The following is a 13,054-nucleotide window of genomic DNA, read 5'->3' as shown; positions in this document are numbered from 1 at the left end:
GGAAGAGCCGAAAAGCCATGATTGAAGAGACCATCGCCCAGTACCAGTTGTCCGCCGACGAGGTGGAACAGATCAGAGAGGGCGTGGCGCGGCTGGCCGAGACCCTCGCCGACCCCACGGCCCCGCGCGGCTACGACGACGCGCCCAACCGGTTCGCGGATGCCGCACTGCCGCCCCGCCTCCGGCAGTTCCTCGAGACCTTCCGCCGCACCGAGTCCTCCGCCGGCCTGCTGATCCACGGCTTCCCCGTGGACGACGACGCGGTCGGACCGACCCCCGACCACTGGGAGGAGGTCGTGGCCCCGGGTACCACGCTGGAGCAGGAGATCTTCCTGGCCATGTGCGCGACGGCGCTGGGCGATCCGTTCACCTTCTCCACGCTGCAGCTCGGCCGCATGATCCAGAACATCCTGCCGATCCGCGGCGACGAGCAGCGCCAGAGCGGCCACGGCAGCGAGACCCTGCTGGAGTTCCACACCGAGGACGGCTTCCACCCGGGCCGCTGCGACTACCTGATGCTCTTCGGCATACGCAATCACGACCAGGTTCCGACGATCATGGCGTCCGTCCGGGACGTGAAGCTCGGCGACGAAGAGATCGACGCGCTGATGCGGCCGGACTTCAAGATCGTGCCGGACGACGAACACGTCCGCCAGCTCCAGCTGCGCTTCCCCGACCACCCCGCCCTCGCCCGCGTCGAGGCGATGCAGAGCAACCCGGTGGCCGTGCCCGTGCTGTTCGGCGACCGGAACCGCCCCTACCTGCGCATCGACCTGCCCTTCATGAGGGTCGTCGAGGGCCGGCCGGGCGCCGAGCGGGCGCTGCATGCGCTGATGGCGGAGCTGGAGCGGGTGCAGCACTCCGTGGTCGTCGAGCAGGGCAGCCTGCTGGTCGTCGACAACTACCTGGCGGTGCACGGCCGCAAACCGTTCGAGGTCCGCTACGACGGCACCGACCGCTGGCTCAAGCGGATGATCGTCAGCCGTGACCTGCGCAAGGCCGCCCAGGCGGGCGCCACGGGCGGACTGCCGGGCAGCGGCCGGGTCGTCTTCTGACCCCGCTCGCCCCCCCGCAGTCGCTCACCCCTCCCGCAGCACCCATCCCAGACAAGGAGTACGTCGTGCGTACCGTCGTCATCTCAGGAGCGTCCAGCGGTATCGGCCGGGCCACCGCCGCGCGCTTCGCCCGTGCCGGTGACCGGGTGGTGAATCTGGACGTCACCGCACCCCAGGACCCGGACCCGCAGGAGTCCGCCGTCACCTGGCTCAAGGTGGACACCGCCGACTGGACGGCGGTCCGCGAGGCGCTGGCCCAGGTTCACGAGGAGACCGGCCGGCTCGACGTGGTGATAGCCAACGCGGGGATCAGCGTCCGCCACGGCGTCCTGGACATCGAGGAGGCCGACGCCCGCCGCATCACCGACGTGAACCTGCTGGGCGTGCTCGGCCTGTGGCAGGCCGCCGCCCGCATCATGACCGTCCAGGGCGAGGGCGTCCTGCTGGCCACCGCTTCGGTCAACGGCCGCCGCGGATACCCCTTCTACGCCGACTACAACGCCACCAAGGCCGGGATCATCGCGCTCACCCAGACCTTCGCCCTGGAACTCAGCCCCGTCGTGCGGGTGGCGTGCGTCAGCCCCGGTGCCGTGCTGACCCCGATGCAACTGGCCGAGTACACCGGCGAGATGCTCGCCGCCACCAACGCGCAGATCCCGGCCGGCCGGCACGCCGACCCGGACGAGATCGCGGCGGCCTTCTGCTACCTCGCCTCGCCGGACGCGCGCTTCGTCACCGGCCAGGAGCTGGTGATCGACGGCGGTGAGACCGCGGGCGCCACCACCTCCGCCTACGGCACCGCCGTACCCCGCGACCACTGACCGGACCGGAGCGAACGGAGATTCGGAAGATCCCATGCACACCGTAGTGACCAGCACCTCGTCCGACGCGCACACCTGGAACTTGATCTACCTGGAGCTGCTGCTCCAGGAACAGGGCCACGAGGTGACCAACCTGGGTGCCTGCGTACCCGACGCCCTGGTGATCGGCGAATGCCGAAGGCACCGCCCCGACCTCATCGTGGTCAGCAGCGTCAACGGCCACGGCGCCAACGACGGCCTACGACTGATCCGGCAGATCAGGACCACCGAGGAACTGGCCCGCACCCCCGTGGTGATCGGCGGAAAGCTCGGCACCTCCGGCGACGGGGCCGCCGCCTGGGCACCCCGGCTGCGCGAGGCCGGATTCGACGCGGTCTTCGGGGAGAGCGAGGGCATCCTGCCCTTCCGCGGCTACCTCGACCGCCTGGCGGCCGGGGTGCGGGTCTGATGGCCGCGACCGGACACCGGGCCGACGACTTCGGCTCGTTCGTACGCACCTCCCCCGAGCTGGTCGTCCAGCCCCGGATGGGCTTCGGCTCACCGGCCCGGATGCGCCGCGGACTGCTCGCCACCCGGGCCGCCGACGCCACCACCGTGGGCACCCTGACCATCGACAGCTACACCCGGGTCGGTGACCAGGCCGCCGCCCGCCGCGCCGTCGAGGAGGGCGTCGACCTCAACGGCTTCCCCATCGTCACCCACGGCCCCACGGCCACCCGCCGGATGCTGGCGGGCGTCGCCGACCCCGGCTTCCCCGTCCAGGTACGGCACGGATCACCCGCGCCGCAGGCCATCATCAACGCCCTCGCCCGCTCCGGACTGCACGCCACCGAAGGCGGCCCGGTCTCGTACTGCCTGCCCTACAGCCGCACCCCGCTCGCGGAGTCCGTGCGCAACTGGGAGGAGGCCTGCCGACTGCTCGCCCGGGCCGGCGGTCCCGGACAGCGGCCGCACCTGGAGTCCTTCGGCGGCTGCATGATGGGCCAGCTCTGCCCGCCCTCGCTGCTGGTGGCGCTCTCCCTGCTGGAATGCATGTTCTTCGCCCGGCACGGCCTGACCAGCGTCTCGCTGAGCTACGCGCAGCAGATCGACGAGGAGCAGGACGAGGAGGCGGTACGGGCACTGCGGAGCCTGGCCGCGGAACTGCTGCCGGGCATCGACTGGCACGTCGTGATCTACACGTACATGGGGGTCTACCCGCGCACCCCCTCCGGCGCCCGCTCCCTGCAGGAACGGGCGGTCCGCCTCGCCGTGCGCACGGGCGCCGAGCGGCTGATCGTCAAGACGGCCGCCGAGGCACACCGGATCCCCACGGTCGCCGAGAACGTGGACGCGCTGGAGAGCTCGGCGCGCACCGCACGTCTGACGCGGCCCCGTCCGGTTGCCCAGGACGCGCGCGACAGCGAGGTGTACGCCGAGGCGCGGGCGCTCGTCGAGGCCGTGCTGTGCCTCGGCGACGACCTGGGCGCGGCACTGGTGGAGGCGTTCGCGCGGGGCTGGCTGGACGTCCCGTACTGCCTGCACCCGGACAACGCCGGCCGGTCGGGCTCCTTCATCGACGAACGCGGTCGGCTGGCCTGGAGCTCGATCGGGGCCATGCCGCTGCGACATGTAGTGACCCCGCGTCCGGCCGCCGCGCTGACCAGCGGCGGGCTGCTGGACGCCCTGCACCACGTGGAGACCCGGTTGGACCTCGGACAGTTCGCCGGGGCCGGGGCGTGAGTACGACGAGCCGGACAAGAGGGAGTGACAACGGATGAGTTCACTGCATGCCGGCGGATACCCGCAGGAGCAGGTACGGGCCCGGGCCCGGGAGGGTGCGGCCCAAGTGTTCCCGCCCGCGTCGGCCTACGGGAACGAGCTGTTCGGGGCCTCGCAGACACCGGCCGACGCCGGCGCGGACGTACTGGACCGGACCCGGCTGGTGCCGCCGGCCTTCATGCCGCAGCGCCTGGAGAAGCTGATAGAGCTGGCCCGAGAGCCCCTCTACCGCGATGTCGGCCTCGCCACCGCCATCGGCGGCTTCTCCTCCACCCTCCCGGTGTACGTCTCGGCCTTCGGCTCCACCCAGGTCGCCAGCCGGGACCTCGGGCTGGCGGCCGGACGGCAGGCCGCGCGCCTCGGCCTCCCCATGGTGATCGGGGAGAACGTCGGGCCGGTCAACGGCACCGGGCGGCTCGGGGAGCGCGAGGGCCGGACCCTGCTGGGCCGGATCGGCGCCTACCAGGACGCCCTCGAAGGACCTGGCGGGGGCATCGCCGTACAGCAGTCCACCGAGGACGCCGACGCGGAGATCTGGAACCTCATCTACAGCGACCCCTCCGTGCAGCCGCTGCTCGAATCGGGACGCCTCGCCTTCGAACTGAAGCTCGGCCAGGGCGCCAAGCCCGGACTGGGCGGAATGACCCTGATCGACGAGGAGTCCGCGCGCCGCCTGGAAGAGCAGTATGCCGTCGAGACGCTCCTGGACGACGCCGGCGCGGCCGCCGCGGGCGGCCGCCGGGTACTGCGCTCCAGCTGCCCCGGCACCTTCACCCAGGAGATCCTCTCCCACCAGGTGCGGCTGATGCGGAACAACTTCCCCCGGGCCCGGATCTGGGTGAAGCTCCCGCCCTCCCGCGATGTCCGCGAGGCCGCCGCGACCGCCTGGGCGGCCGGCGCCGACGCGGTGACCGTGGACGGTGCCGAGGGCGGCTCCGGCTGGGCCCCGCTCTCCTTCCTCGGCTCGGTCGGCCTGCCGCTCGCCGAATGCCTGCGCCGGGTGCGGCCCGGCCCCGGGCAGTGCCTGCTGGCCAGCGGCCGGATGTGGGAAGGCGGTCGCGCGGTCAAGGCGCTGGCCGCCGGAGCCACCGCGGTGGGCCTCGGCCGGGCCGCGCTGCTGGCCGTCGACGAGGACCCGGAGGCGGGCCTGGAGCGGCTGGTGCAAGCGATGGCACTCGAACTGCGGCTGCTGATCAGCGCGCTGGGCAAGTACCGCCCGGCCGACCTGGGGCCCGAGGACCTGTGGCACCCCGATGCCCCGCAGTGGTCCCAGGCACCCTTCCCGGAGCTCGTGTCGCCATGAGCGGCGGGGACCCGGCAGGCCCACCCGGCAGAACTGCTCCCGCAGGCGGCCCCGAAACTGCCCGCCACCTGCCGAAACAACTGCCGGGCCGGGCCGCCGGCCGCTCCTACGCTCGAAAAGACGCCGGCGCTCCGACACACCTTCCGGCCACAGCTGTGCGAGAGAGAAGGACAGACCCATGGCGAACCCGTTCGAGAACGAGGAGGGCCAGTACCTGGTCCTCGCCAACGACGAGGAACAGCACTCCCTGTGGCCCGCCCAGATCGCCGTACCGGCCGGCTGGCACACGGTCCACGGAGTGGACAGCCGCACCGCCTGCCTGGAGCACATAGAGCAGAACTGGACCGACATGCGCCCCGCCGGCCTGCGCCGTGAGATGGACGAGGTGGCCCAGTAGCCATGAGCGGCCAGCTACTGCAGGACGCCTCGGTGGTCCGGCCGGTGATCCGGCCCGCCGCCACCCACACCCTGGTCTGCCTCGGCTTCTGCGGCGGGGGGACCGGTCCCTACCGGGACTGGCTCGGCCTGCTGGACGAGTCCACCGAACTCGCCCTGGTCTGCTACCCGGGCCGGGAGGGCCGCTTCGCCGAGGACTTCGCCACCACCTGGGACGAGCTCGCCGAGGACGCCGCGGAGTCGGTGCTCCGCGCCGCGGGCGGGCGCCCGTACACGCTCTTCGGGCACAGCATGGGCGGCTGGATGGCCTTCGACGTGGCCTCCCGGCTCGAAGCGCGTGGCGCCCACGCGCCCGGGCAGCTGATCGTCTCCGCCTGCAACGCCCCGGACCGCGGCGTGACCGAACGCGACCGCTTCCCGCGCATCGAGGACGCCTCCGGCCGGCTGCTGGAGTGGATGCAGGAGATCGGCCTGCTGCCCCCGTACGTCCTCGAGGACCCCGATCTGAGCGAGATGGCCGTCGAGCTCATGCGCGCCGACATCGTCGTCCGGGACTCCTACCGCCCCACACCCGGCGCCACCGTCTCCATGCCCGTACAGGTCCTGTACGGCGAGGAGGACGCGGTGATCGAGCCCGCGGTGGCCGAGCAGTGGGCGCGCGTCGCCCGCGGCGGGCTGCGCGTGGACGCGCTGCCCGGCGGCCACTTCTACACCCAGCCGCTGTGGGAGGCACTTCCCGGACAGTTCGCGGCGCGAAAGGAACAGCCATGACGCTCCAGTGGACCGAGGCGCCCGGCAAGCCGGTGACGACCGTGATCGACGGCGTGGCCACGATCGAGGAGGCCGCGGCGTGGGTGCGCCAAAACCACGCCGAGTTGCGCGAGGTCCTCACCCGGCACGGCTCGCTCTACCTGCGCGGCCTGCCGATCAAGGAGGCCGGCGACTTCGCGGCCGTCCGTGACGCGCTGTTCGCGGCGCGCGCCAAGTACCAGGAGAAGGCCACCCCGCGCAGCGACTTCGGCGACGACGTCTTCTCGTCGACCGACCTGCCGCCGGCGCAGGCCATCCGCATGCACAACGAGAACAGCTACACGCTCACGTTCCCCGGGCTGCTGCTCTTCTGCTGCCTGATCGCACCGCCGGAGGGCGGAGCCACGCCCGTCGCCGACGTCCGCAAGGTTCTGGCGGAGCTGCCGCCGGAGCTCGTGGAGCGGTTCCGCACCCACGGCTGGGCGCTGACCCGCAACTACGCCGAGCACATCTCGCTCGACTGGCGCACCGCCTTCGCCACCGAATCCCGGGCGGACGTGGAGCGTTACTGCACGGACAACCGGATCGGCTGGCAGTGGGGCGAGGACGACACCCTGCGCACCCGCCAGGTGCGCTCCGCCCTGATCCGGCACCCGCGCACCGGCGAGGAAGTGTGGTTCAACCACGTCGCCTTCTGGAGCGAGTGGGCCCTGGACCCGGACATCCGGGACGTGCTGGTCGGCGAGTTCGGCGCGGACGGACTGCCGTTCAACAGTGCGCTGGGCGACGGCACCGCACTGACCGCCGAGGACGTGGCGGTACTGGACGCGGCCTACGAGCGCGCCACGGTACGGGAGGCCTGGCAGCCGGGCGACCTGCTGCTCGTGGACAACGTCCTGACCGCGCACGGCCGCGACCCGTTCAGCGGCGACCGCAAGATCGTCGTCGCCATGGGCGAGCCGGTGTCCGTCGCCGACTGCAGCCCGGCCGTACCGGTGGGCGAGGCGGCCCTGTCGGCCTGAGCCTTCCGAGGCCCCGCGCCCCGCGCGGAAATCCCCCGTCCTGATCGAGGAGCCTGTGATGCACGCGAGTCCCACCGGCCTGACCGAGGCCGTCCCCGCCGCCTGGGCGGTACCGGTCCGGGCCGCCGCCCCGGATCTGCTGGCGCGCTTCCGGGAGGCGGTCACCGCCCACCCTGGTCGTACCGCCGTCACCACGCCCGCCGGCGTGAGCCTGACCTTCGCCGAACTCGACGCCCGGGCCCGCGTCCTGGCCTCGGCCCTGGCCGGCGCCGGAGTACGCCCCGGCGCGGCCGTCGGCATCAGCCTGGAGCGCGGTCCCGAGCTGGTCTGCGCGCTGCTCGCGGTGTGGCGCGCGGGTGCGGCGTACGTACCGCTGGACCCGGCGCACCCGGGCGAGCGGCTCGACTACATGGTCGAGGACGCGGGCATCTCGGTGGTCGTCGCGGCCGAGGGCGGCCACGCCTGGCCGGCCGGGACACGGGTGGTCGAGCCCGGCGCCGGCGGGGTGTTCCCGGTCCCCGAGGCCACCGTGCCGCCCGGCGCGCCCGCCTACGTCATCTACACCTCGGGCTCCACCGGCCGCCCCAAGGGAGTCACCGTGACCCGGGGCGGAGCCGCCCACCTGGTGCGCTCCCTGGAGGAGAGCGGCATCTACGGGGCCACCGCCGGTCGCGTCGCCTGGAACGCGAGCGTCTCCTTCGACGCGTCCGTCCAGCAGTGGGCCCGAGTCTGCCGCGGCGACGGACTCCTCCTCCTGACCGAGGAACTGCGGGCCGAACCCGAGGCGCTGGGCGCGTACCTGCTGGAGCGTGACGCGACCGACCTGGACACCACCCCCTCGCACTGGACGGCGCTGCGCGACCAGGTCGTGGCCGCGGCCGCGCACCTGTCCGAGCGCCCGCTGCGGCTGTTCATCGGCGGCGAGGCGGTGCCCCACGCGATGTGGGCGGACCTGGCGGAACTCTCGGAGCGCGGCATCGTCCGCGCGGTGAACCTGTACGGGCCCACCGAGTGCACCGTCGATTCCACGGCCGGCTGGATCGCCGGGGACAGCGCCCACATCGGGCCGCCGCTCCCGGGCGTCGGCGCGTACGTCCTGGACGACGACCTGCGGCCGTGCGACGAAGGCGAGCTGTACCTGACCGGCGCCGGCCTGGCGCAGGGTTATCAGCGGCGCCCCGGGCTGACCGCGGAGCGCTTCCTCGCCTCGCCGTTCGGCCCCGCGGGCAGCCGCATGTACCGCACGGGCGACCGCGCGCGGTGGCGGGCGGACGGCGCGCTGGACTACCTGGGACGGGTCGACCACCAGGTCAAGGTGAACGGCTTCCGTGTCGAACTCGGCGAGATCGAGGCCGCCCTGACGGACCATCCGGCGGTGGCGGCGGCGGTCGTCGTCGTCCGCCAGGACGCCGCCGGCGCCACGCTCGCCGGGTACGTGGTACCGCGCCCCGGAGCGGCCCTGGACCGCGAGGAGCTGCGCGGGCACATCGCGGCACGGCTGCCCGCGTACATGGTCCCCTCCCTGACCGAACTGGCCGGCCTGCCGCTGGCCGTGGGCGGAAAGGTGGACCGCACGGCGCTCCCGGAGCCGGCCGGGCGGGCCGCGGCGGACGGCGCCGCGCAGGCCGGGGCACTGCCGGAGGGCGAGTTCGAGGTGACGGTGGCCGAGGCCTGGCAGGAGGTGCTGGGCCGGGACGGAGTACTGGCCACGGACGACTTCTTCGCGCTGGGCGGGCACTCTCTGATGGCGCTGCGCGTGGTGGCGAACCTCAAGCGGCGCCTCGGCGTGGTGATCCCGACCAAGCTGGTCTACAAGCACCCCGTGCTGCGCGACCTGGCCCGCGAGGCGGCCCGCCTGAGGGATGCCTGAGCAATGCCCGAGCTGCGTTCCGTCCCGGTGGCCGATGTTACAAAGATTTCTTTGCAACGAAGTCTTGGCAAAGAAACCTTTGCATCCTATGGTTCAGGCATGAGCGACGAGCTTCCCGACGTCGAGAGCCTGCGTCCCTGGCCGCTGGGCCCCCATCCGGCCGGGGAGGTCGCCCCCGGCCCCCGCACCCTGCGCGGCCTCGCCCATCCCCTGCGGGTGAAGCTGCTGGGGATGCTGAGGGCCGAAGGACCCGCGACCGCCACCCGGCTCGCCCAGGCCGCCGGCGTCAGCTCCGGCTCGGCCAGCTATCACGTGCGCCAGCTGGCCGCGTACGGGTTCGTGGAGCCGGACCCGCGCCCCGCCGGCGGACGCGAGCGCTGGTGGCGGGCCGCGCACCAGACCACCAGGATGCGGACCGCGGACTTCGAGGACACCGAGTCGGCGGCGCTGGCGGGGGTGTACCTGCGGAGCGTCGCGGACTACTACGCCGGGCAGACGCGGGACGCGGTGGCCGAGATGCACCTGCTGCCCGCCGACTGGCGGGAGGCGAGCACCACCAGCGACTTCGCGCTGCGGCTGACCGCCGGGGAACTGGAAGCCCTGGTGGCCGACCTCTTCGAGGTCATCGGCAAGTACCGCCGGGAGGACCCGGACCGCGGGGCGCAGGACCCGGGGACCGCCCCGATCGTCCTCCAGCTCCAGGCCTTCCCCCGGCCCGGCGCGCTCATCGGGCAGCCCTCCCGACAGCTCGCCCCGCACGACCCCAAGTAACGAAAGGTTCGCGCCGATGCCCACCCAGATGCCCCCGGAGACCGATGTAACCGCCCGCGGCCGTACCTCCCTCTACGGACTGCTGGTCGCCTACACGGTCTCGCTGTTCGGTACCCGGCTGACGATGATCGCGCTGCCCTGGCTGGTCCTGGTGACCACCGGAAGCGCCACTCAGACCGGACTGGTGGTCTTCTGCGAAGCAGTCCCCATGGTCATCGGCAAGACCCTGGCCGGCCCGCTGATCGACCGGGTCGGCTCCCGCCCCTTCTCCATCGTCGCCGACCTGATCAGCGCCGTCGTGGTCGGGCTCGTCCCGCTCTGCTACTGGCTCGACGTCCTGCCGTACGGCGCGCTGCTGGCGCTCTCCGCGGTCATCGGCCTCGCCCGGGGCCCCGGTGACATCGCCAAGCGCACGATGACCCCCGAGGTCGCCGAACAGGCCGGGGTCCCGCTGGAGCGGGCCAGCGGCCTGGTGGGCACCCTGGAGCGGCTGGCCGGCACCGCGGGTCCCGCCGCGGCGGGTGCGCTCGTCGCCTTCCTCGACCCGCTCTGGGCCATGACGGCCAACGCCCTGTGCTTCGTCCTCTCCGCCGCGGCCATCATGCTGACCGGTCCGCGCCGCGGCGAGCACGCCGGCCGCGCCGCCGCGACCGCCGCCGAGCAGAAGGAGAAGGAGGAAGAGGAGTCCCAAAGCTACTTCGAGCGGCTGAAGGACGGTGTCCGCTTCCTGCGCCAGGACCGGCTGCTGCGCTCCATCGCGGTGATGCTCAGCGTCACCAACCTCGTCGACGCGGCCTACGGCTCGCTGCTGATCCCCGTCTGGGCCAAGGAAGCCGGCGGCGGCCCGGCCGCGATGGGCGCGCTGGGCTCGGTGTTCGGCATCGCGGCGGTCGGCGGCTCCGCGTTCGCCACGGCCTTCGCGCACCGGCTCAAGCGCAGGCCCACGTACGTGATCGCGTTCCTGATCGCGGGCCCGCCGAGGTTCCTGGTGATGGCCTTCGACCTGCCGCTGTGGGTGGTCCTCGCGGTCGCCGCCTGCGACGGCCTGGCGATCGGGTTCGTCAACCCGATCCTGAACGCCGTGATGCTGGAGCGGATCCCGCGGCCGTTGCTGGGCCGGGTCTCCGCGCTCACCGATTCGGTCGGCTCCGCCGGGGTCCCGCTCGGCCCGATACTGGCCGGCGCGGCGGTGACCGCGGCCGGGCTGGCGCCGGTCCTCTTCGCCTGCGCCGGGCTCTATCTGGCCAGCACGGTGTTGCCCGCGATGCGGCCGCACTGGCGCGAACTGGACGCCAGAAAACCCGCGGAACCGGCAGTAGCCACGGACAAGACCACCGCCGAAACCGCCGCCGAAACCGCCGCCAAAACTGCCCCCCACACCCCCGCATAGCACTGACCCGACCCCATAACGATGTTCCCAACCCAGATACCTGACCCACGGAAAGAGGCGTTTCCCATGTCGAGTGGCACGTTCGCTGCGGTACAGATGAAGGGCGAATACGACGTCGAGCGGCTCGTGGCCGAACTCCGGGAGCTGGAGGCCACCCAGTGGGCCGCCCAGCGCACGTACGGGGAGAGCCTCGAACCCGGCGAGGCCACCGTCCTCGACTGGCGGGTGCTCCCGCTGCGCAGCCCCGAGGGCAGTGCCGAGCGCACCGACCCCGGCGGCCTCGGCCTCGTCGAGTACGCGTCCACCCCCTGGCTGGACAAGGCCCCGTACATCGCCTCGATCCTGGCCGACCTCCCCACCGAGCTGCGCGCGGTGCGGCTGATGTCGCTGGGCGTCGGCGCCGAGGTCGACGAGCACCGCGACGTCCCCTACGGCCTGCCCGCGGGCTGGGTCCGGCTGCACATACCCCTGGTCACCAACGACAAGGCCGTCCTCACCCTCGGCGGCGAGAAGCACACCTGGCAGCCCGGCACCCTCTGGTTCGGCGACTTCTCCCGCCTGCACACGGTGCGCAACGACGGCGACGAGCGCCGCGTGCACATGGTCATCGACGCCTACGTCAACCACGAGCTGCTGGAGCTCTTCCCGGCCGAGTTCCGCGACTCCATCCGCTGGTCCGAAGTCCTGCTCAACCGGCCGCAGCTGCCGCTGGACGAGTCCGAACTCCCCGGCTTCGCCTGCGCCTTCCCGCTGCCGGACGCCTTCCTGTACGGCGAGTCCGAGGAGCTGGCCGCCGCGGACGAGAAGAACACCGCGGACGCCGTGGCGGCGTCCGAGGACCGCGAGGGCCGGATCCGCGTGGACGGAAACCGCCTCGTACTCGACGTCGACGGAGAGCCGCGCGCGGCCCTGGTCCACCTCGGCGAGGGCGAGTTCCGTGCCACCGGCTGGACCGCCGAACGCACCCTGAAGATCGAGCCGGCCGGCGTCGGCGGCCCGCGCGTGCGGCTGCGGATGCGATGGGGCAGCCGCATGGAGGAAGTCGTCCGCGCGTCCGTCCCGGTTGCGGCCTGAGCCATGCGGACGGCAACCGGCGTACTGCTCGATCCCGTCGAGTTCGTTCCGGCCGGGTTCGCCCCGGCCGGAACGGGCCCGGTGGACGGCGCCCGCCGGCCGGCCCTGCCCCGGACGGGAGAGCCCCCACACCTCTGGCTGGTACGAGCCGAACGCCACCGCGCGTTCGTCCTGCTCAACGCGCCGGACGTGCTCGACACCGAGGAACGCACCCGCGCGGCGGCGCTACGCGTACCCGTCGACCGCGAGTGCTACCTCGCCACCCACGTCGGGCTCCGGCTCCTCCTCGGCGCCTACCTGGACCTGCCACCGCGGGAAGTTCCTCTGACGCGCACGCCGTGCCCCTCCTGCGGCGGCCCCCACGGACGCCCCTCGGTAGCCGGCAACCCTCTTCACTACTCGCTCTCGCACAGCGGCAGCCTGGGCCTGCTGGCCTTCGCGGGCACCCCGGTGGGGGTGGACACCGAGACGGTGCCCACCCCCACCGCGGTACGCGAGGCCTCCGACGCGATGCACCCGCGCGAGCTGGCGGAACTGAGCCTGCTCCCCGAGCCGGCCCGCCCCTTGGCCTTCTCCCGAGCCTGGGTCCGCAAGGAGGCCTACCTCAAAGGCCTGGGCATCGGCCTGGCCGACGACCCGGCATCCTGGTACGTGGGCACCGGCACGGAACCGGCAGAACCATCCCCCGGCTGGCAACTGGCCGACATCGCGATATCCCGCGGCTCCTCAGCCGCGGTCGCCTGGCGCTGACGAAGGAGGACAAGGACCGAGGCGCGTTCTCAGGCCGGAGAGCGAGAGCAAGACTCCGAACATTGCCACGCTCTTCGACGGCCTCCAACTG

At 72.7% G+C, this 13,054-nt stretch carries 13 protein-coding genes; all 13 read left to right on the top strand.

Going from position 1 to position 13,054, the window contains the following annotated elements; translation table 11 throughout:
• The first annotated feature begins 17 nt into the window (after positions 1–17).
• The 13 genes from gntD to ACODT5_RS14435 all read left to right on the top strand — a co-directional run bounded on the left by gntD (position 18) and on the right by ACODT5_RS14435 (position 12,963).
• The gene (gene gntD / locus ACODT5_RS14495) at positions 18–1,055 is read left to right on the top strand and encodes a guanitoxin biosynthesis L-enduracididine beta-hydroxylase GntD (RefSeq protein ID WP_422519683.1); all 1,038 of its coding nucleotides are present in this window, start codon (positions 18–20) and stop codon (positions 1,053–1,055) included.
• 65 nt (positions 1,056–1,120) lie between these two features.
• The gene (locus ACODT5_RS14490) at positions 1,121–1,876 is read left to right on the top strand and encodes an SDR family NAD(P)-dependent oxidoreductase (RefSeq protein WP_422519682.1); all 756 of its coding nucleotides are present in this window, start codon (positions 1,121–1,123) and stop codon (positions 1,874–1,876) included.
• Positions 1,877–1,910: 34 nt separating this feature from the next.
• On the top strand, positions 1,911–2,324 hold the full coding sequence (locus ACODT5_RS14485) for a cobalamin B12-binding domain-containing protein (protein WP_422519681.1): 414 nt from the start codon (positions 1,911–1,913) through the stop codon (positions 2,322–2,324).
• Positions 2,324–3,598 carry a methylaspartate mutase gene (locus tag ACODT5_RS14480; RefSeq protein WP_422519680.1) on the top strand — a complete coding sequence of 425 codons (1,275 nt, stop codon included), beginning with the start codon at positions 2,324–2,326 and terminating at the stop codon, positions 3,596–3,598. Before ACODT5_RS14485 ends, ACODT5_RS14480 begins: the two co-directional genes overlap by 1 nt.
• A gap of 34 nt (positions 3,599–3,632) precedes the next feature.
• A complete protein-coding gene (locus tag ACODT5_RS14475) occupies positions 3,633–4,940 on the top strand; it encodes a glutamate synthase-related protein (RefSeq protein ID WP_422519679.1) in 1,308 nt (435 codons plus the stop codon).
• Positions 4,941–5,118: 178 nt separating this feature from the next.
• Positions 5,119–5,337 carry an MbtH family protein gene (locus ACODT5_RS14470; protein WP_422519678.1) on the top strand — a complete coding sequence of 73 codons (219 nt, stop codon included), beginning with the start codon at positions 5,119–5,121 and terminating at the stop codon, positions 5,335–5,337.
• Positions 5,338–5,339: 2 nt separating this feature from the next.
• Positions 5,340–6,107 (top strand): thioesterase II family protein, encoded by a 768-nt coding sequence (locus ACODT5_RS14465; RefSeq protein WP_422519677.1) that lies wholly within the window; start codon positions 5,340–5,342, stop codon positions 6,105–6,107.
• Positions 6,104–7,108, top strand: a complete 1,005-nt coding sequence (locus tag ACODT5_RS14460) for a TauD/TfdA family dioxygenase (RefSeq protein ID WP_422519676.1) — start codon at positions 6,104–6,106, stop codon at positions 7,106–7,108. Before ACODT5_RS14465 ends, ACODT5_RS14460 begins: the two co-directional genes overlap by 4 nt.
• 58 nt (positions 7,109–7,166) lie before the next feature.
• Positions 7,167–8,978: a non-ribosomal peptide synthetase gene (locus tag ACODT5_RS14455; RefSeq protein ID WP_422519675.1), complete on the top strand. Its 1,812-nt coding sequence runs from the start codon at positions 7,167–7,169 to the stop codon at positions 8,976–8,978.
• 99 nt (positions 8,979–9,077) lie between these two features.
• Entirely contained in the window at positions 9,078–9,749 is a 672-nt protein-coding gene (locus ACODT5_RS14450) for an ArsR/SmtB family transcription factor (protein WP_422519674.1), read from the top strand.
• Between the two features lie 16 nt (positions 9,750–9,765).
• Entirely contained in the window at positions 9,766–11,139 is a 1,374-nt protein-coding gene (locus ACODT5_RS14445; RefSeq protein WP_422519673.1) for an MFS transporter, read from the top strand.
• Between the two features lie 66 nt (positions 11,140–11,205).
• Positions 11,206–12,213: an aspartyl/asparaginyl beta-hydroxylase domain-containing protein gene (locus ACODT5_RS14440; protein ID WP_422519672.1), complete on the top strand. Its 1,008-nt coding sequence runs from the start codon at positions 11,206–11,208 to the stop codon at positions 12,211–12,213.
• A 3-nt stretch (positions 12,214–12,216) separates the two neighbouring features.
• Positions 12,217–12,963, top strand: a complete 747-nt coding sequence (locus ACODT5_RS14435; RefSeq protein ID WP_422519671.1) for a 4'-phosphopantetheinyl transferase family protein — start codon at positions 12,217–12,219, stop codon at positions 12,961–12,963.
• The last annotated feature ends 91 nt before the right edge of the window (positions 12,964–13,054 follow it).

Origin of the sequence: Streptomyces tatrensis (assembly GCF_049310065.1) — a bacterium.
Taxonomy (GTDB): Bacteria; Actinomycetota; Actinomycetes; order Streptomycetales; family Streptomycetaceae; genus Streptomyces.
Note: the sequence above shows the minus strand (reverse complement) of the source record. Positions and strands in the feature narration are given on the sequence as shown.

Excerpts from the sequence above, each read along its gene's own strand:
- gntD (WP_422519683.1), top strand. The coding sequence starts at position 18 with ATGATTGAAGAGACCATCGCCCAGTACCAGTTGTCCGCCGACGAGGTG.
- ACODT5_RS14485 (WP_422519681.1), top strand. The coding sequence starts at position 1,911 with ATGCACACCGTAGTGACCAGCACCTCGTCCGACGCGCACACCTGGAAC.
- ACODT5_RS14480 (WP_422519680.1), top strand. The coding sequence starts at position 2,324 with ATGGCCGCGACCGGACACCGGGCCGACGACTTCGGCTCGTTCGTACGC.
- ACODT5_RS14475 (WP_422519679.1), top strand. The coding sequence starts at position 3,633 with ATGAGTTCACTGCATGCCGGCGGATACCCGCAGGAGCAGGTACGGGCC.
- ACODT5_RS14470 (WP_422519678.1), top strand. The coding sequence starts at position 5,119 with ATGGCGAACCCGTTCGAGAACGAGGAGGGCCAGTACCTGGTCCTCGCC.
- ACODT5_RS14465 (WP_422519677.1), top strand. The coding sequence starts at position 5,340 with ATGAGCGGCCAGCTACTGCAGGACGCCTCGGTGGTCCGGCCGGTGATC.
- ACODT5_RS14460 (WP_422519676.1), top strand. The coding sequence starts at position 6,104 with ATGACGCTCCAGTGGACCGAGGCGCCCGGCAAGCCGGTGACGACCGTG.
- ACODT5_RS14455 (WP_422519675.1), top strand. The coding sequence starts at position 7,167 with ATGCACGCGAGTCCCACCGGCCTGACCGAGGCCGTCCCCGCCGCCTGG.
- ACODT5_RS14450 (WP_422519674.1), top strand. The coding sequence starts at position 9,078 with ATGAGCGACGAGCTTCCCGACGTCGAGAGCCTGCGTCCCTGGCCGCTG.
- ACODT5_RS14445 (WP_422519673.1), top strand. The coding sequence starts at position 9,766 with ATGCCCACCCAGATGCCCCCGGAGACCGATGTAACCGCCCGCGGCCGT.
- ACODT5_RS14440 (WP_422519672.1), top strand. The coding sequence starts at position 11,206 with ATGTCGAGTGGCACGTTCGCTGCGGTACAGATGAAGGGCGAATACGAC.
- ACODT5_RS14435 (WP_422519671.1), top strand. The coding sequence starts at position 12,217 with ATGCGGACGGCAACCGGCGTACTGCTCGATCCCGTCGAGTTCGTTCCG.